At 69.3% G+C, this 17,474-nt stretch carries 16 protein-coding genes; 7 read left to right on the top strand and 9 right to left on the bottom strand.

Features of this window, described 5'->3' with window-relative positions; all coding sequences use genetic code 11:
* Positions 1 to 95: 95 nt before the first annotated feature.
* Positions 96 to 1,577, bottom strand: coding sequence for an N-acyl-D-amino-acid deacylase family protein (locus tag ABIC50_RS26880; protein WP_006759685.1), 1,482 nt, complete (start codon positions 1,575 to 1,577; stop codon positions 96 to 98).
* 2 nt (positions 1,578 to 1,579) lie between these two features.
* Entirely contained in the window at positions 1,580 to 2,515 is a 936-nt protein-coding gene (locus ABIC50_RS26875) for a MurR/RpiR family transcriptional regulator (protein WP_354168001.1), read from the bottom strand.
* A 117-nt stretch (positions 2,516 to 2,632) separates the two neighbouring features.
* Here ABIC50_RS26875 and ABIC50_RS26870 point away from each other — a divergent pair, with 117 nt between their 5' ends.
* Positions 2,633 to 3,913 carry an amino acid deaminase gene (locus tag ABIC50_RS26870; protein WP_105832917.1) on the top strand — a complete coding sequence of 427 codons (1,281 nt, stop codon included), beginning with the start codon at positions 2,633 to 2,635 and terminating at the stop codon, positions 3,911 to 3,913.
* A 163-nt stretch (positions 3,914 to 4,076) separates the two neighbouring features.
* A complete protein-coding gene (locus ABIC50_RS26865) occupies positions 4,077 to 4,658 on the top strand; it encodes a DJ-1/PfpI family protein (RefSeq protein WP_006759688.1) in 582 nt (193 codons plus the stop codon).
* A 137-nt stretch (positions 4,659 to 4,795) separates the two neighbouring features.
* Here the strand turns inward: ABIC50_RS26865 and ABIC50_RS26860 are convergent, their stop codons facing one another.
* Both ABIC50_RS26860 and ABIC50_RS26855 read right to left on the bottom strand, forming a co-directional pair.
* A complete protein-coding gene (locus ABIC50_RS26860) occupies positions 4,796 to 5,242 on the bottom strand; it encodes a MarR family winged helix-turn-helix transcriptional regulator (RefSeq protein WP_041491273.1) in 447 nt (148 codons plus the stop codon).
* A gap of 43 nt (positions 5,243 to 5,285) precedes the next feature.
* Positions 5,286 to 6,881 carry an MDR family MFS transporter gene (locus tag ABIC50_RS26855; protein ID WP_212120677.1) on the bottom strand — a complete coding sequence of 532 codons (1,596 nt, stop codon included), beginning with the start codon at positions 6,879 to 6,881 and terminating at the stop codon, positions 5,286 to 5,288.
* A gap of 107 nt (positions 6,882 to 6,988) precedes the next feature.
* On the opposite strand from ABIC50_RS26855, the gene ABIC50_RS26850 reads away from it, so the two are divergent.
* Positions 6,989 to 7,831 (top strand): EcsC family protein, encoded by an 843-nt coding sequence (locus ABIC50_RS26850; RefSeq protein WP_011657912.1) that lies wholly within the window; start codon positions 6,989 to 6,991, stop codon positions 7,829 to 7,831.
* Here the strand turns inward: ABIC50_RS26850 and ABIC50_RS26845 are convergent.
* Positions 7,801 to 8,763 carry an alpha/beta hydrolase gene (locus tag ABIC50_RS26845; RefSeq protein WP_354168000.1) on the bottom strand — a complete coding sequence of 321 codons (963 nt, stop codon included), beginning with the start codon at positions 8,761 to 8,763 and terminating at the stop codon, positions 7,801 to 7,803. The genes ABIC50_RS26850 and ABIC50_RS26845 overlap by 31 nt on opposite strands.
* A gap of 102 nt (positions 8,764 to 8,865) precedes the next feature.
* Positions 8,866 to 9,300: a CHRD domain-containing protein gene (locus ABIC50_RS26840; RefSeq protein WP_011657914.1), complete on the bottom strand. Its 435-nt coding sequence runs from the start codon at positions 9,298 to 9,300 to the stop codon at positions 8,866 to 8,868.
* A gap of 414 nt (positions 9,301 to 9,714) precedes the next feature.
* Here ABIC50_RS26840 and ABIC50_RS26835 point away from each other — a divergent pair, with 414 nt between their 5' ends.
* Complete coding sequence (locus ABIC50_RS26835) at positions 9,715 to 10,716, top strand: hypothetical protein (RefSeq protein WP_175660439.1); 1,002 nt, start codon at positions 9,715 to 9,717, stop codon at positions 10,714 to 10,716.
* A 22-nt stretch (positions 10,717 to 10,738) separates the two neighbouring features.
* Here the strand turns inward: ABIC50_RS26835 and ABIC50_RS26830 are convergent, their stop codons facing one another.
* The 3 genes from ABIC50_RS26830 to ABIC50_RS26820 all read right to left on the bottom strand — a co-directional run bounded on the left by ABIC50_RS26830 (position 10,739) and on the right by ABIC50_RS26820 (position 14,331).
* Complete coding sequence (locus ABIC50_RS26830) at positions 10,739 to 11,512, bottom strand: class II aldolase/adducin family protein (RefSeq protein WP_354167998.1); 774 nt, start codon at positions 11,510 to 11,512, stop codon at positions 10,739 to 10,741.
* Positions 11,513 to 11,771: 259 nt separating this feature from the next.
* Complete coding sequence (locus ABIC50_RS26825; RefSeq protein WP_175736485.1) at positions 11,772 to 13,394, bottom strand: phospholipase D family protein; 1,623 nt, start codon at positions 13,392 to 13,394, stop codon at positions 11,772 to 11,774.
* Between the two features lie 223 nt (positions 13,395 to 13,617).
* On the bottom strand, positions 13,618 to 14,331 hold the full coding sequence (locus tag ABIC50_RS26820; RefSeq protein WP_011657917.1) for a FadR/GntR family transcriptional regulator: 714 nt from the start codon (positions 14,329 to 14,331) through the stop codon (positions 13,618 to 13,620).
* A gap of 140 nt (positions 14,332 to 14,471) precedes the next feature.
* On the opposite strand from ABIC50_RS26820, the gene ABIC50_RS26815 reads away from it, so the two are divergent.
* Genes ABIC50_RS26815 through ABIC50_RS26805 form a run of 3 tightly spaced genes read left to right on the top strand, consistent with a single transcriptional unit; the run spans position 14,472 to position 17,436 of the window.
* Positions 14,472 to 15,272, top strand: coding sequence for a (Fe-S)-binding protein (locus ABIC50_RS26815; RefSeq protein ID WP_354167996.1), 801 nt, complete (start codon positions 14,472 to 14,474; stop codon positions 15,270 to 15,272).
* Positions 15,269 to 15,994: a LutC/YkgG family protein gene (locus ABIC50_RS26810; protein ID WP_354167994.1), complete on the top strand. Its 726-nt coding sequence runs from the start codon at positions 15,269 to 15,271 to the stop codon at positions 15,992 to 15,994. The genes ABIC50_RS26815 and ABIC50_RS26810 overlap by 4 nt, the downstream gene beginning before the upstream one ends.
* Positions 15,991 to 17,436 (top strand): LutB/LldF family L-lactate oxidation iron-sulfur protein, encoded by a 1,446-nt coding sequence (locus ABIC50_RS26805; protein WP_354167992.1) that lies wholly within the window; start codon positions 15,991 to 15,993, stop codon positions 17,434 to 17,436. The genes ABIC50_RS26810 and ABIC50_RS26805 overlap by 4 nt, the downstream gene beginning before the upstream one ends.
* Positions 17,437 to 17,474: the final 38 nt, after the last annotated feature.

The following is a 17,474-nucleotide window of genomic DNA, read 5'->3' as shown; positions in this document are numbered from 1 at the left end:
ATCGGCACGTCAGCGCCCGCGCCAGCCCATGCAACGCACGGTTGCGGATGCGCGCGCCGACATGGCGCACGCGGCAAATCGGTTGGAGGCCGCGCTCAGAACGCGGCGTCGGCACTCGCCGGCACGCGCTCGCCGCGTGCGACGAAACCGCCGGCGCGCTCGCCGGTCGGCTGGCCGTTCTCATAGGTCAGCACGCCGTTCACCCACACCGCGTCGATCCCGTGCGCGGGTTGCTGCGGCTTGTCGAACGTCGCGGCATCGATCACGCGCGCCGGATCGAACAGCACGAGATCCGCGTGGTAGCCGACCTGCACTTCGCCGCGCCGCGCGATGCCGTAGCGGCGCGCGGACAGCGACGTCATCTTGCGGATCGCTTCCTCGAGCGGCAGCAGGTTCGTGTCGCGCACGTAATGGCCGAGCACGCGCGGGAACGCGCCCCACAGCCGCGGGTGCGGCAGCGGATCGTTCGGCAGGCCGTCCGAGCCGACCATCGTCGCCGGGTGCGACAGGATCCGGCGCACGTCGTCCTCGGACATGTTGTGGTACACGGCACCGGCCGGGCGGATCCGCTGCGCGGCCTCCTGCTCGGTCACGCCCCAGTCGGCCGCGATCGCCTTCAGCAGCTTGCCGGCAACTTCCGGATGCGGCTCCGACCACGTGATCGTGATGTCGATGTCGCCCGTCACCTGCTTCAGGTCGAGCGTCGACGAGCTGCGGCTGTACGGATAGCAGTCGCAGCCGACCGGCTGGTAGCGGCGCGCGCCCTCGAGCGACGCGAGCACCTCGGTGCTGCGCCCCCAGTTCGACGGGCCCGCGCACTTCAGGTGCGAGATCACGACCGGCACCTGCGCATGACGGCCGACGCGGTAGGCCTCGTCCATCGCGTCGAGGATCGCGTCGAACTCGGTCCGCATGTGCGTCGTGTACAGCGCGCCCGCATTCGCGAGCGGCTCGGCGAGCGCCATCACTTCCTCTGCCGGCGCCGCGAACGCGGAGCCGTAGGCCAGGCCCGACGACAGCCCGAGTGCCCCGTTCGCGAGCGCCTCCTCGAGCTGCGTGCGCATCCCGGCGATTTCGCCGTCGGTCGCCGCGCGGTCGAGGCGGTCCATCTGGTTGTTGCGCAGCGCGGTGTGCCCGACGAGCGCCGCGACGTTGACGGCCGGACGCGCATCGTTCACGGCCGCGACATAGGCGGCGAAGGTCGGATAGCGGAACGCGTCGCGATCACCGAGCAGGTTCATCGGATCGGGCGGATCGCCCGCGAGCGTCACCGGCGACGCGCTGATCCCGCAGTTGCCGACGATCACGGTCGTCACGCCCTGCGAGATCTTCGGCAGCATCTCCGGCGCGCGGATCACGTGCGTGTCGTCGTGCGTGTGCACGTCGACGAAGCCCGGCGCGAGCGCGCGGCCGTTCGCATCGACGACGGTTTCGGCGAGCCAGTTCGACAGGTTGCCGATGGCCGCGATCACGCCGTTGCGGATCGCGACGTCGCGCGTGACGGGCGGCGCGCCGGTGCCGTCGTACAGCTGCGCACCGACGATCAGCGTATCGGCGGCTTCAGGATGCGAATGCATGGTCAGTCTCCTACCGGTTGACGGTCTCCGCCGCCGCGGTGCGCATCGAGCGCATGCTTGATGCGGCGCAGCGATTCTCGGCCCGCATCGCCGAGCCGCAGCGCGACTCCGGTGACGAGCACGTCGATCGCCATCATCATCGCGTAGCGCGATGTCGAAGGCTTGTAAATGAAATCGGTTTCGAACGCGACGACCGGGATCAGGTGGTCGGCGAGCTTCGCGAGCGGCGAAGCCGGCGCGGTGATCGCGATCAGCGTCGCGCCGTAGCGCTTCGCGAGGCGGCAGCTCTCGAGCAGCTCGGGCACGCGCCCGCTCACCGACAGCGCGACGACCACGGCGTCGCGCGACAGCGTCGCGGCCACCATGCGCTGCAGCAGGCTGTCCTGGTAGCTCGCGACCGGCCGGCCGAAGCGCACGAGCCTGAAGCGCAGTTCGTCGGCGAGCGCGGTCGAACCGCCGCCCTGCCCGTACACGTAGACCATCTTCGCGCCGGCCAGCAGGTCGGCCGCCGCGTCGAACGACGTGTTGCGCAGCAGCTGGTGGTTGTGCGCGAGCGCCACGCGAATCTCGTCGTAGACGACCGATGCCGGGCTCGCGTCTTCGGCGGGATGCGCGTCGGACGGCACAAGGAAGCGCTGGCCGACGGCCGCGGCCTGCGCGACGAGCACCTTCAGTTCGCGCACGTCGCGGCAGCCGACGGCCTTCGCGAAACGCGTGACCGTCGCGACGCTGACCCCCGCGTCGCGCGCCAGCGCGCCGATGCTCGCATGCGCGGCGCGCGCGAGATCGGCGAGGATGTATGCCGCGACCTTGCGTTCGGCTTCGCGCAGCTCGGGCGCGCATTCGGCGATGCGCGCGACGATATCGAGGAGCGGCGGGGCGACCGCAGCCGTGGGGTCGGCGGCGAACGGCGCGGATGGGGTGGCGGGCGAATTCATCTGCTGAAAGGGTGGGCGCTTTATGTTACTAAATAACATCACCGCGCCGATGCTACTTTCTGTACCATCGGCATGTCAACTTCAGTGCAATGCATAGTGATGATGGAGCGGGATGACATGAAAGTTACAAACTATCAGGAACCGACAATCAATCCGTTGGGCAAGGGCCTCGGCAACCTGCCGAGCGCGAGCGTGCCGCTCGGCGACGCAACCCGCCTCGAGTGGAACCTGCTCGCGGAAGACGTCAGCCTGCCGGCCGCGGTGCTGTACGCGGATCGCATCGAACACAATCTGAACTGGATGCAGGCGTTCGTCCAGCAGTACGGCGCCCAGTTCGCGCCGCACGGTAAGACGACGATGGCGCCGCAACTGTTCCGCCGCCAGCTCGCCGCCGGCGCATGGGGCATCACGCTCGCGACCGCGCACCAGACGCAGGCCGCGTATCACGGCGGCGTGCGGCGCGTGCTGCTCGCGAACCAGCTGGTCGGCCGGCAGAACATGACGATCATCGCGGAGCTGCTGTCCGACCCCGACTTCGAATTCTTCTGCCTCGTCGATTCGGCCGACAGCGTCGACCAGCTCGGCCGCTTCTTCGGCGACGCGAAGAAAACGCTGAACGTGCTGCTCGAGCTCGGCGTGCCGGGCGGCCGCGCGGGGGTGCGCGATGCCGCGCAGCGCAAGGCCGTGCTCGACGCGATCGCGCGCTATCCGGACACGCTGAAGCTGGCCGGCATCGAACTCTACGAAGGCGTGCTGAAGGAGGAAGGCGAGATCCGCGCGTTCCTGCAGGACGCGGTCGCGCTCACGCGCGAGCTGGCCGAGGCCGGCCGTTTCGCGCGCACGCCGGCGATCCTGTCGGGCGCCGGCTCGGCGTGGTACGACGTGGTCGCGGAGGAATTCGCGAAGGCGTCCGACGCCGGTTTCGCGGAAGTCGTGCTGCGTCCGGGCTGCTACCTGACGCACGACGTCGGCATCTACAAGAAGGCGCAGACCGACGTGTTCGCGCGCAACCCGATCGCCCGCAGGATGGGTGAAGGGCTGCTGCCGGCACTCCAGCTGTGGGCGTACGTGCAGTCGGTGCCGGAGCAGGATCGCGCGATCATCGCGCTCGGCAAGCGCGACGCGGCGTTCGATGCGGGCCTGCCCGAGCCGGCGCGCCACTTCCGCCCGGGCCGCGACAGCGCGCCGCGCGACGTCGCCGCGAGCGAAGGCTGGGCCGTCACCGGGATGATGGACCAGCACGCGTACCTGCAGATCCCGCCGGGCGCGGACGTGAAGGTCGGCGACATGGTCGCGTTCGACATTTCGCACCCGTGCCTGACGTTCGACAAGTGGCGCCAGCTGCTCGTCCTCGATCCGCAATTCCGCGTGACGGAAGTCGTCGAAACCTTCTTCTGACGCCCCGCCCACGCCGCCCCGCCGCCGCGCGGGGCGGCCGTCACGCGCGCTTCAATCTGCCGGAGTACACTGCGCTTTCGTCCTCGGGCCCGCTTCGCCGCCGTAGCGCCCGTCTGCCGCGCGCGGCGCGAACGGCCCTCAATGCTGTTCAATGGAGAAAGCCATGGCCGCGAAGAAGATCCTGTTCCTGACCGGCGATTTCGCCGAAGACTACGAAACGATGGTGCCGTTCCAGGCGCTGCAGGCCGTCGGCCATCACGTCGATGCAGTCTGCCCGGGCAAGCGCGCGGGCGACAAGATCAAGACCGCGATTCACGATTTCGAAGGCGACCAGACCTACACCGAAAAACCCGGCCACCTGTTCACGCTGAACGCGACGTTCGACGACGTCGATGCGTCGGGCTACGACGCGCTCGCGATCGCGGGCGGCCGTGCGCCCGAGTATCTGCGCCTGGATTCGAAGGTGATCGCACTGGTGCGCGCGTTCGCGGAAGCCGGCAAGCCGATCGCCGCGATCTGCCATGCGGCGCAGCTGCTCGCGGCCGCCGACGTGATCCGCGGCAAGCGCATCTCGGCCTACCCGGCCTGCGCACCCGAAGTGAAGCTCGCGGGCGGCGAATACGCGGACATCCCGGTCGATGCGGCCGTGACCGACGCGCCGTTCGTCACCGCACCCGCGTGGCCCGCACATCCGGCGTGGCTCGCGCAGTTCCTCGTGCTGCTCGGCACGCGCATCGAGCTGTAAATGACGTTGAAATGAAATGAGGTGAAGCGCCGGGCGGCGGCGCGTTCGTGCGCCCGGTGCGGCCCGCCAGCCTCAGGTGCCGCGCAAGCCGCGATCGGCCAACGCGTGCGCGCCGTCGCGCAGCTTGGCCCTGCTCGTCAATGCGATGCCGGCGGCGACCCGACATCCGCGATCCGCGACTCCAGCATCGCCAGCGCGCCCGACAGCGCATTCAGCACGTCGTCCGGCAATTGCGCCATCGTCTGTTCGAGGAACGCCTTGCGGCGCGGCAGGCACGCGTCGAACGCGGCGCGGCCGGCGTCGGTCAGCGTGACGTTGGTCACGCGGTTGTCGCGGGCATCGGACGCGCGCTCGATCCAGCCGAGCGCATCGAGCGATTTCAGCTGGCGCGTGAGCGCGCCCGGATCGATGCGCAGCACTTCGACGAGCTTCTTCTGCGACGCATGCCCGTCCATCGTGTGCAGCGCGACCATGATCCGCCAGCGCGGCATCGGCTGCCCGACGTTCGTTTCGAACGCTGTCATGAACGCGCGATACGTGCGTCCGAATTGCTGCAAGATCGCGACGCGGTCCTGTTCTTCCATGCGGTGAATTCGTGTCCGGTGAATCGTTGAATCGTTGAAATGGTCATTCGGCCGCGACATGCGGCTCGATCTTGCGCCGCAGCGCGATCGGCGGCACGCGGCGGCACTGCCACACCGACACCACGGCGACGACGGCCGCCATCGCGACACCCAGGTGAATCGCGCCGACCAGCGATTCGCGGGCCGCTTCCAGCAGCAGCGCGCCATTATGCCCGGCGCGGGTCAGCTCCGCGACCAGACCGCCTTGCGCGGCGCGATCAATGAGGATCTGCGGATCGGCGAGCCGCGCATGCCATTGCAGCGCGTGGTCGCCCGACAACGCATCGCGCACGCCGCTCGAATACATCTGGTTGACGAGCGTGCCCGTCAGCGCCGTGCCGAGCATCCCGCCGACCATCCGCAGCGACTGCAGCAGCGCGGTCGCGATGCCGAGGTGCTCGCGGCCGGCCGTCTGCTGCGCGAACACGGTGAGGTTGGGCAGCACGAAACCGAGGCCGATGCCGCCGGCCACCATCAGCGCCATCAGCATCCAGGTCGGCGTCGCGTGCGTCGACACGACGATACCCGCGCACGCGATCGCGAACAGCACGAAGCCGACGTGCAGCATCGCGTTCGGATGACGGATACGCGTGATGACGCGGCCGTTCATGATGCTGCCGATCGTGATGAACACGACGAGCGGCGTGATCACGAGCCCCGCCTCCTTCGGCGACATCCCGAAGCCGCCCTGGAACAGCAGCGGCGCGTAGAACAGCAGCGAGAACATCGAGAAGCCGGCGAGGATCGCGAGCACGAACAGCGCGGACAGCGCGCGGTTGCCGAACATGTCGAACGGCAGGATCGGCTGCGCGCAGCGCTTTTCCCACTGCCACAACCCGATACCGGCGCCGACCGCGACGACCAGCAGCAGCGACGCCCAGCTCATGACACCGTACTTCGGCAGCCATTCGACGAACAGCTGCAGCGCGCCGAGCGACAGCGCGATCAGCAGCGCGCCGGGCCAGTCGAGGCGCATCTTGCGGTCGTGCTCGACGTGCCGCAGGTGCGGCAGGTAGCGCCACACGAAGAACAGCGACAGCAGGCCAATCGGCAGATTCACGTAGAACACCGAGCGCCAGCCGAACGACTGGGTCAGGATCCCGCCGAGCGACGGCCCGACCGCGTTCGCGATGCCGAACGCGGAACTCATCAGCACCTGCCAGCGCAGCCGCACGATGGAATCGGGGAACAGGTCGGGAATGCACGCGAACGCGGTGCCGACCAGCATCCCGCCGCCGATCCCCTGCAGCCCGCGCGCGAGCACCAGGTACAGCATGTCGTTCGCCATTCCGCACAGCACCGACGCGCCGGTGAACACGACGATCGACGCGATGACGAACGGCTTTCGGCCGTAATAGTCGCCGAGGCGGCCGAAGATCGGCACGGTGATCACGGAACTGAGCAGGTACGAGGTCGCCACCCACGCGTACAGGTCGAAGCCCCTGAGTTCGGCGACGATGGTCGGCAACGCGGTGCCGACGACCGTCTGGTCGAGCGCGACGAGCATGGTGACGAACGAGATCCCGATCATCGCCAGCAGCGATTCGCGGAACGGCAGGACTTGCCCGCTCGAATGGTGGGCGGCAGTATGGACGGCCATTTTTTGTTGATGCAACTTTTGACGAGTCAAACAATCTCAAAATTCTAGCACGCCGGAGTAATCTAGGATGGCGACGGTTCAACCCGCCCCGGCCGCCAAGGAGAAAGATGGAACCGATTTCAATCACGCCTGCCGCGACGCTGTCGCCGGAGGATCAGGACGCGCTGCGACGCGCGAAGCAGGTGCTGGAAAGCCCGTCGCTGACGATGAAGCTGACGGGCATGCTGGGCGCGCCGGTCGAGAAGATGATCGCGCGGCTGCCGGACTTCGCGACCGGCAAGATCAACGATGCGACGCAGCTCGCGCTGCGCAAGTGCCTGAACATCGCGCTGCGCACGCTCGGCAAGCCGCAGACGCCCGATGCCGAGCCGGACAAGCCGAGCAACCTGCTGCACAAGCTCGCGGTCGCGACGACCGGCGCCGCCGGCGGCGCCTTCGGCTTCCTTGCGCTGCCGGTCGAGCTGCCGGTGACGACGACGCTGATCTTCCGCTCGGTGTGCGACATCGCGCGCAGCGAGGGCGAGGATCTGGGCTCGGTGGATACGCAGCTGCAGTGCCTGGCCGTGCTCGGCATGGGCGGCAACCCGGACAAGGACGAAGAGGACGCCGATCTCGGCTATTTCGTGCTGCGCGGCGCGCTCGCGCAGGCGATTTCGAAGGCATCGTCGGACATCACGACGAAAGGGATCGCCGCGCACAGCTCGGCGGCCGTGTTCAAGCTCGTGCAGACGGTCGCTTCACGCTTCTCGGTGCAGGTCACCGAGCAGATGGCCGCGAAGTCGATCCCGGCGATCGGCGCGGTGCTCGGCGCGACCGTCAACACGCTGTTCATCGACCACTTCCAGCAGATGGCGCACGGCCACTTCACCGTGCGCCGGCTCGAGCGCAAGTACGGCTCGGTGGCCGTGAAAGCCGCGTATCAGGCGATCGACGGCTCGCCCACGCGCTGAACCGCCCGCTCGACCGCGACGCGGCGCACGAACGCGGCCGCCCGGTCGAGCGCGTCGCGCGCCTCCGGCACCATCGGCGCGTACAGCTGCCACACGTGCGGCATGTCGGGCCACACCTCGAGCTCCACCGGCACGCCGGCCGCCTTCGCCTTGTCGGCGACGCGGCGCGAATCGTCGAGCAGCACCTCGGTGCTGCCGACCTGGATAAAGAGCGGCGGCAGCCCGGTGAAATCCGCATAGAACGGCGACGCGTACGGATGCGTGGCCGATGCATCCCCCAGATACAGCTTCGCCGCCTTCGGCAGCGCCGCGCCCGCGAACATCGGATCGGGGCCGTCGTTGCTGCGCATCGTGCCGCCCGTGCCGGCCAGGTCGGTCCACGGCGAGAACAGGATCGCGCCGGCCGGCAACGGTTCGCCGCGGTCGCGCAGCGCAACGAGCGTTGCGAGCGCGAGGCCGCCGCCCGCCGAATCGCCACCGAACACGATCGATTCGGGCGGCGTACCGAGCGCGAGCAATTGCCGGTAGGCGGCCAGCGCGTCGTCGAGCGCGGCCGGGAAGCGGTTTTCGGGTGCGAGCCGGTAGTCGAGCGAGAACGCGCGCACGCCCGCGCGCTTCGTGAGGCCGAACACGAGCGGCCGATGGGTTTTCGTCGAACAGAAGTAGTAGCCGCCGCCATGGAAATACAGCAGCGTGCGGCCGGGCCCGCGAGCAGCGACCGCGTCGGTGCGTTCGAGCCATTCGCCGCGCAGCGGCGCGTCGCCGTGGCCGTAGCACTCGCGCAGCCGGTAGCCCGACGGCGCGCGACGCGGCACGATCATTCTCAGGTCGGTGAAGCGCCGCGCGCGGGCGGGATCGAGCACCGGGCGCGTCGTCTCGGGACGAAACTGCCAGCGCAGCAGCCAGCACGCGAACTTGCTTTGCCAACTCATCGAACACACTCCGTCATCGCAGTGTGACGATGGTACGTGCGATCGCCGCCGCGCCGCTCGACGGGAGCCTCTATATCAAACGCCGTCGCGCGCCCGGCCGGCTCAGTTCGCCGGCATCATCTGGCCGCGGATCTCGCCGGACGGATGCTCCTTCGTGTGCACGTTGAAGTACCACTTGCCGCTCATCAGGTCGGTCACCTGCGCGTCGGTGAGCTCCTTCGCCCCCTTCATCGGGCTCGCCAGCTCGTCCTTCGGGACCGGCACCTGCACGCCGGCGTTCTGGCCGACCGGCGCGGGCCCGTGGAAGTGCGCGGCGGTCGCCGGCCCCGTGAGGTGTTCGTACGTCGCCGTCCAATGCAGCATGTGGGTGGCCGTGTCGTAGGTGGCGTCGACGGCGCCGGAGCCCTTCGTCGCGGTGGGCGGCACCTCGCTCGACGGCTGCAGGTTGGCGGACAGGCGCACCGTTTCGGCAGCGGCACCGCCGGCGGCCAGCACGCCCGCGAGCAACGCCACCTGGAGCAAACGCAGCTTCGGCATGAATCCTCCTTGAACGACGTGGTACGCCGCCCGGACGGGGGCGTGACATGATGGTAGTCGATCGCCGCCGATCCGGCAGCCCCATGCCGCGTCGGCGCCTGCCGGAATCTGGAACAGACCTTTCCAGCGGGAGCGCTGAATCCGTGCGCGGCCTTTCGCTACACTTCGTTTCACAGTTGCTTGTTTCCTTCGTCCGAAGGAGTCTGCGAGTATTCACGCGGCCATCCGGCCGCGTTTTTTTTGCCCGCGCGGCACGGCCACCGTCCGACGCGACGACGTGACGACGCACCGCGTGCACGGTCATGCTCCGTAACAGGTTGTTGTGCAAACCCGCGTCGACACCGGCTTGCGCGCGCGGGACAATGCCCGGGTGTTGTCGTGACTGGAAAGTGAACCGTGCCGGCCCACCTCCCGATGCCCTGCCCGACCCGCCCCGTCCGTGTCCGCCCGCTGCTGGCGAGCCTCTGCTCGATCGCCGCGTTTTACGGCGCACCTGCCGACGCGCAGGAATTCTCGCTGTTCGCCGGCTCGCTGTGGGGCGGCGGCGACCGCTCGTATGCGTGGGCGTTCGACTATCAGGAAGGCTTGAGCGCGCATACCGCGCTCGGGTTTACCTGGTACAACGAGGGCCACATACCGAATCATCACCGCGATGGCCAGGCCGTGCAGTTCTGGGGCCGCGTGCCGCTCGAGAATCGCCGCTTCGTGCTGTCGGCCGGCGTCGGCCCGTATCGCTACTTCGATACCGTGCCGGCCGGCGAAGGCCGCGGCTACTCGAACACGCACGGCTGGGGCGTGCTGATGAGCGTGCGCGCCGCGTATTACACGTCGCACCGCTGGATCGCGCAGCTGCAGCTCAATCGCGCGCAGGTGTTCAGCGGCCCGGCCACGACGTCGGTGATGTTCGGCGTCGGCTACCAGCTCGACGCGCCCGACACGCCGGGCCCGCGCGACACCGCGCTGCCGCGCACGCGCAAGGTCACGAACAACGAAGTCACCGCGATGCTCGGCGAGACGATCCTCAACAGCCGCTCGTCGCCGTCGACGCTCGGCGGCAGTCTCGAATACCGGCGCGGCCTCACCCGCTCGATCGACTGGACCGCGACGTGGCTGTACGAAGGCGCGAAACAGGGCGTCCGTCGCAACGGTATCGCATCCCAGCTGTGGCTCACGCGCGCATTCCTGAACGACAAGGTCACGCTGTCGGCCGGCGCCGGCGCGTACGTCACGGTCGACCAGCACAATCGCGCAGCCGAGCCGAACGCGGCCGGCGGCCGGCTCTCCGGCATCGTGTCGATTTCGGCGAGCTATCGGATCTCGGACCGCTGGCTCACGCGCGTCACGTGGAACCGCGTGGTCACGCGCTACGATCGCGACACCGACGTGATCCAGGCCGGCCTCGGCTATCGGTTCTAGCCGGCGCGCGCCGCCGCCTGCCTCACGCGCGATAGCCCGGATCGATGCGATCGACGATGCGCTGCAAGGCGTCGAACGCGTCCTGCCCCGCGCCGTGCTTCGGATCGAAATTCAGCGAATCGCGCACGCAGCCCTCGAGCACCGGCGGCGCGATCGGCAGTGCGTCGCCGATCGCGTGGGTCGCGACCTGCACCTCGCACGCGCGATTGAGCAGCCACATCAGCGAGAAGGTCTGCGCGAGCGTCGCGCCGATCGTCACGGGCCCATGGTTGCGCAGCAGCAGCACGGGCCGCCCGCCGGCGCTCTCGACGATGCGCCGCCCTTCCTCGAGATGCACGGTGATGCCCTCGAAATCGTGATACGCGATCTTCCCGTACAGCTGCGCCGAATAGAAGTTCGAGAACGACAGCCCGTCGCGCGAGCAGCACACGGCCATCGTCGGTGTCGTATGCACGTGCATCACGCAGTGCGCGTCGGGCAGCGCCGCATGGATCGCACTGTGGAACGTGAAGCCGGCCGGGTTGATCGGCCAGTCGGAATGGCCGATCACGTTGCCGTCGATGTCGATCTTCACGAGGTTCGACGCGCATACCTCGCGGTAATGGAGCCCGAACGGGTTGATCAGGAAATGGCCGTCCTCGCCCGGCACGCGCAGCGAGATATGGTTGTAGATCAGCTCGGTCCAGCCGAGATGGTCGAAGATTCGGTAGGCGGCCGCGAGCTGCACGCGCGCCTGCCATTCGGCCTCGGAGAAACGGGCGGGACGCGTGAACGGCTGGTTCGATACACGTTGCATGGGGCACTCCGGTGGCGGACGGACGCGGCCGCGCGGGCGGCTGCGTGCATTGTCGGGCGTCTGCTGGCGTCGCACGCGGCGCGGCGGCTGGTTCGGCTTCGTCAGGCGCGTGGTTGGGCGCGTCGTTCGGCGCCGCTCCGGCTCGCATTGCGCGAGCCGTCCGCCGGTGCCGTCACGACGCGCATATCGTTGCGCACACAACCATATCACCTTTCCCCGCGCACCGGAATCGCGGGTTTGGCCTGAGTCGTTCCGGCCCTTACAGCTGATCGTCGACCGGCAGCAACATGAAGATGCCGGTCATCACGTTGCGCTTCAGCCCGGCATGCGGATCGACGTGATACGTGCTCGGCTGACCGCCGTCGATGCCGGTCCATTCGAGCGAAGGCCGGCCGCCGTCAGCCTGCTTCGCGAGCGTGACGCGATAGCTTTCGTCGGGCGCCGTCACGCGCGCGAAGATCGCCGCGGCCTGCTGCGCGAGCACCGGGCTGTGGATCACGAGCGCGAGCTCGGTGTTGAGGTGCGCGGAGCGCGGGTCGAGGTTCAGCGATCCGATCACGAGGATTTGCCGGTCGATCACGTACGCCTTCGCATGCAGGCTCGCCCGCGAGCGCGAGCCGAACAGCCGGGTCGGCGGCTGGTCCGGCTGCGCCTTGAATTCGTACAGCTCGACGCCGCGCTGCAGCAACGGGATCCGATAAGGCGCATAGCCGGCCTGCACCGCGACCGCGTCGGTCGCCGCGAGCGAATTCGTGACGATCGCGACGCGCACGCCGCGCGCGGTCGTATCGCCGAGGATCTTCACGCCGGCGTCGTGCGGCACGAAGTACGGCGAGAACGCGAGGAATTCCTTGCGCGCGCCGCGCGCGAGCTCGCCCAGGCGCTGCATCGGCGGGCTCACGTACGCGTCGGTCGGCCGCGCGATCTTGTCCGGCGCATCGACCTTGAATTCGGCCGGCGCCCACACGAGCTCGAGCTGGTCGCGCGCGATCTGCTGCGTGAGCGGTGTCGCGTTCAGCGGCTTCGCGTTGTATGGGTCGGCGTTCTTGCGCCAGTGCTCGCGCAGCTCGTCGCGCATCGCGTCGAGATCCTTCGGATCGAACTTCTGATGATTCAGCACGCGCAGCGGATAGCTGCTCGCGCTCGCCCAGTAGTCGTCGAAGCTCTTCGAGATGTCGTGCGTCACGGGGCCGGCCGCGAGCACGTCGAGATCGCGGAACTGCAGCGTCGGGCTCGCGCTGAAATATTCGTCGCCGAGATTGCGGCCGCCGACGATCGCGAGCTGGTTATCCGCGATCATCGCCTTGTTGTGCATCCGGCGCGTGAAGCTGTCGATCCGCGTGAAGAAGTTGGCCGTGCGCTCGACCATGCCGCGCTGCGACGCGCCGAACGGGTTGAACACGCGGATCTCGATGTTCTGATGCGTATTCAGCGCGGCCATCACGCGGTCGATGTCGTCGAAGTTCAGGTCGTCCACCAGCATCCGCACGCGCACGCCGCGATCGGCCGCGTACAGCGCCGCGCCGAGCAGCAGCTTGCCGGTCGTATCCTCGGTCGCGATGTAGTACTGCATGTCGAGCGTCTTCGTCGCCGCGCGCGCGAGCGCGATGCGCATCTGCAACGCGGTGGCGCCGTCGGCCAGCAAGCGGAAGCCCGATTGCCCCGGATGCGCGGCTCCCGGCGCGGCCAGCGCATCGCGCAGCGGGGTCGCGGTATCGGCAGACAACGCGTGGGACACGGGGCGATCGAGCGAGGTGGCGGGCGGGTGCGTCGCGCAGGCGACGAGCGGCAGCAGCGCGCAGACGATCAGCGCGCGGGTCGGGCGGCACACGGCGCGCCACGACAGCGCGGCCGGCGCGCGCCGAATCAAAGACGTAAGCACGGAAACTTCCTCGACAGGCGGATCAATGGGTCCGCGATCGCCGCGGCGCGCGGCTGACAGGCGGCTCCAGCCGATTCTAGTGGGCGCCGGATGAACCGGTCAATCGCGCGGCCGGCGCGGGTGGCGCCGCGCCGCAGCAAAACGCGCGTCGCCCGCGGCGCGCGCCCCGGCGACTCGCGACCCTCCGCCATGCGGGCCTGAGGCGGCCATGGTCCAACCAATCTCACGGCGCGTCGCCACTTCGCTCGAAGTGGCTGCGCACGTAGTCGATATGCGTCTGCATCGCGGTGCGCGCCTCCTCGGGCCGTTGCGCGCAGATCGCGTCGCACACCACCCGGTGCTGCTGCAGCAACAGTTCGGACGCCTGCTCGTGCGTCGTCATCCCCGCAACGTTGATCGAGATGTGCTCGCGCAGCATCCCGATCACGCTCGTATGCAGGTGCAGGAACATCGTGTTGTGCGACGCGAGCGCGATCGCCTCGTGCAGCTTCGCATCGGCCGACGCCTCGACGGCCGCATCGTCGTTCGCGTGCGCGGTTTCGAGCTCGCGCAGCAGCGCGCGAATCCGGCGCCGATCGCTCGCGTCGGCGCGCAGCGCGGCGAAATACGCGGTCGCGCCTTCGAGCACGCGACGGAATTCGAGAATATCGTCGCGCAACGCCGGGTGGTCGGCGACCAGTTGGCCCCACGGCGACGCGATGCCCGCGCGCAACTGGTCCGTTACATACACGCCCGCGCCGCGCCGGCTCTGCAGCAGCCCGCGCGCGACGAGCCGCTGGGTCGCCTCGCGCACCGTGTTGCGCGCGACGCCGTACTGCTGCGCGAGCACGCGCTCGGCCGGCAGCCGCGCGCCGGCCTGCCACGTGCCGTCGAGCAGCGCCGTCTCGATCTTGCGCATCACCACTTCGGTCCGGCCCCGTGCCGTCATCGCCGCCATCGCCGTCTCCCCCTCCGAAATACTCGTCGCGTCGATTGGCCCAACCAATTTGAGCTTCGGCGCCGTCGCGGGAATTATGCAGCGAAAGCGAAATCGTCGTCCCGCATGCGCATGCCGGGCCGCCGCACCTGGAGCGAGACATGAACGAAAGGCACTACCCCACCGCCGCCCCCGCGCACGTCTACCTGTTCGCGACCTGCCTGGTCGACCTGTTCGTCCCCGAAGCCGGGCTCGACACGGTGCGCCTGCTGGAACGCGAAGGTCTGACCGTCCACTATCCGCGCGGCCAGAGCTGCTGCGGGCAGCCTGCGTACAGCAGCGGCAATCCCGACGAGGCGCGCCGCGTCGCGGCCGCGCAGCTCGACGTGTTCGCCGAGCCCTGGCCGGTGATCGTGCCGTCCGGCTCGTGCGCGGGCATGATCCGGCACCATTGGCCGGCGCTGTTCGCCGACGATCCCGTGCACGGCCCGAAGGCCCGCGCGATCGCGGAGCGCACCTACGAACTCGCCGAATTCCTCGTCCATGTGCTCCACGTGCGGCTCGATGCCGTCACCGCGAATGCCGGCCCGGACGAACGCGTGGTGCTGCACACGTCGTGCGCGGCCCGCCGCGAGATGGGCACCCGCGTGCACGGCGTCGCGCTCGTCGACGCGCTGCCGGGCGTCACGCGCATCGAACACGAACGCGAATCGGAATGCTGCGGCTTCGGCGGCACGTTTTCGCTGAAACATCCCGACATCTCCGGCGCGATGGTGACCGACAAGGTCGCATCGGCCTGCGCGACCGGTTGCGAGCGCCTCGTGTCGGCGGATTGCGGCTGCCTGCTGAACATCGGTCACGCGGCCGAGAAGGCTGGCGCTCCCCTGCCCGTCGAGCATCTCGCGAGCTTCCTGTGGCGCCGCACGGCAGGTGCCGGCTCGCTGCGCGGGGATGCGCAATGAGCGCGCGCGACGCGATCCTCGCGCGCCTGCGCGCCGCCGCGCCCGGCGTCGCCGCGAATGCCGCACCGGCGCTCGATGCGCGCATCGACACGCATTACGCCGCGCGGCGCGCGCCCGCCGCACCCGACCCGCTTGCGCTCGCGCAGACGATGCAGGCCGCGCTCGCCGCGTCGCATGCCGACGTCTGGTGCGCGAGCGCCGACGCGTGGCCCGCGCAGCTGGCCGCGCGTCTGGCCGACGCCGGCGTGCGCCGCCTGCTGCTCGACCCGGCCCGCGCCGAATCCGCGGCGCTCGCAAGGGCGCTGCCCGACGCGGTCGCGCCGGTGCCGTTCGACCGGCCGATCGACGCGTGGAAAGCCGAGCTGTTCGACACGATCGATGCGGGCTTCACCGTCGCGCGCTCGGGCATCGCGACGACCGGCACCGTGGTGCTCGCGCCCGATGCCGGCACGCCGCGCACGGTGTCGCTGGTGCCGCCGCTGCACGTCGCACTCGTCCACGCGAACACGCTGCATGCCGACCTTCACGCGGCCGTGCACGCGGAGCGCTGGCACGCCGGCATGCCGACCAACGTCGTACTGGTGTCGGGCCCGTCGAAGACGTCCGATATCCAGCAGACCCTCGCGTACGGCGCCCACGGCCCGCGCCACCTCTGGGTCGTGATCGTCACCGGGCCGGCCGCCGAACCGGCCGCAACCGCCTGCCAGGAGCTGCCGCGATGAGCGACCAACCGCTGCAATTCGTCACCCCCGGCGACTTCAAGGCCCGTGCGCGCGCCGCGCTCGACGATCCCGCGCTGCGCCAAAGCTTTCGCGGCGCGATGGACTTCCTGCAGGGCAAGCGTACGTCCCAGTTCCCCGACGACGTCGAGCTTCAGCAGTTGCGCGATCTCGGCGAAGCCGTGCGACAGCACGCGCTCGCGCAACTGCCGGCGCTGCTCGAGCGGCTGGAGGCAAAGCTCACCGCCGCCGGCGTGCAGGTGCACTGGGCGGAAACGGCCGCCGACGCGAACGCGATCGTGCTCGGCATCGCGCAGGCGAACCACGCGCGCCGCGTGATCAAGGGCAAGTCGATGGCGAGCGAGGAAATCGAGCTGAACCATTACCTCGCGGATCACGGCGTCGACTGCATCGAGTCCGACATGGGCGAGTTCATCGTGCAGCTCGCGGGCGAGAAGCCGTCGCACATCGTGATGCCGGCGATCCACAAGACGCGCGGCGACATCGCCGAGCTGTTCGAGCGGCACATCCCCGGCACGCGCTACACGGAGGACGTCGACGAGCTGATCCAGACCGGCCGGCGCGCGCTGCGGCGCGCGTTCGCGGAAGCCGACATCGGCCTGTCCGGCGTGAACTTCGCGGCGGCCGACACGGGCACGCTGTGGCTCGTCGAGAACGAGGGCAACGGCCGGCTGTCGACCACCGTGCCCGATACGCACGTCGCGATCATGGGGATCGAGAAGGTCGTCGAGAAGCTCGAGCACATCGTGCCGCTATCGAGCCTGCTGACGCGTTCGGCCACCGGCCAGGCGATCACGACCTACTTCAACCTGATCTCGGGCCCGCGCCGCGACGGCGAGCTCGACGGCCCGCGCGAGCTGCATCTCGTGCTGCTCGACAACGGCCGCACGCAGGCGTACGCGGACGAACAGCTGCGCGCGACGCTGCAGTGCATCCGCTGCGGCGCGTGCATGAACCATTGCCCCGTCTATACGCGCATCGGCGGCCACGCGTACGGCACGACCTATCCGGGCCCGATCGGCAAGATCATCTCGCCGCACCTGCTCGGCCTCGACGCGACGGCCGACCTGCCGACCGCGTCGACGCTGTGCGGCGCATGCGGCGAGGTGTGCCCGGTCCGGATTCCGATCCCGCAGCTGCTGGTGCGGCTGCGCACCGAGGCGAACCGCAAGCCCGACGAGCCCGTCGCGCATCCGCTGCGCGGCCAGGGCGCGAACTACAACCGCGCGGAAGACCTCGTGTGGCGCTTCTGGTCGGGCGCGTTCGCGCATCCGCGCGCATATCGCGCGTTCCGCTGGACCGCGACGCGGCTGCGCGCGCTGACGCCCGCGAAGCAGATGGGCTGGACGCAGCACCGCACGCCGCTCGAGCCGGCGCCGCGCAGCCTGTCCGACCTGCTGCGCGCGCGCGGCCAGCCCGAATAGAACACCCCGCTTTCAAACCCGTACCCCGATAAATCCAT

It is taken from the genome of Burkholderia sp. 567 (genome assembly GCF_040545115.1).
Classification (GTDB): domain Bacteria; phylum Pseudomonadota; class Gammaproteobacteria; order Burkholderiales; family Burkholderiaceae; genus Burkholderia; species Burkholderia ambifaria.
The sequence above is the reverse complement of the archived record's forward strand: the minus strand, read 5'-3'. Positions and strand labels throughout refer to the sequence as shown.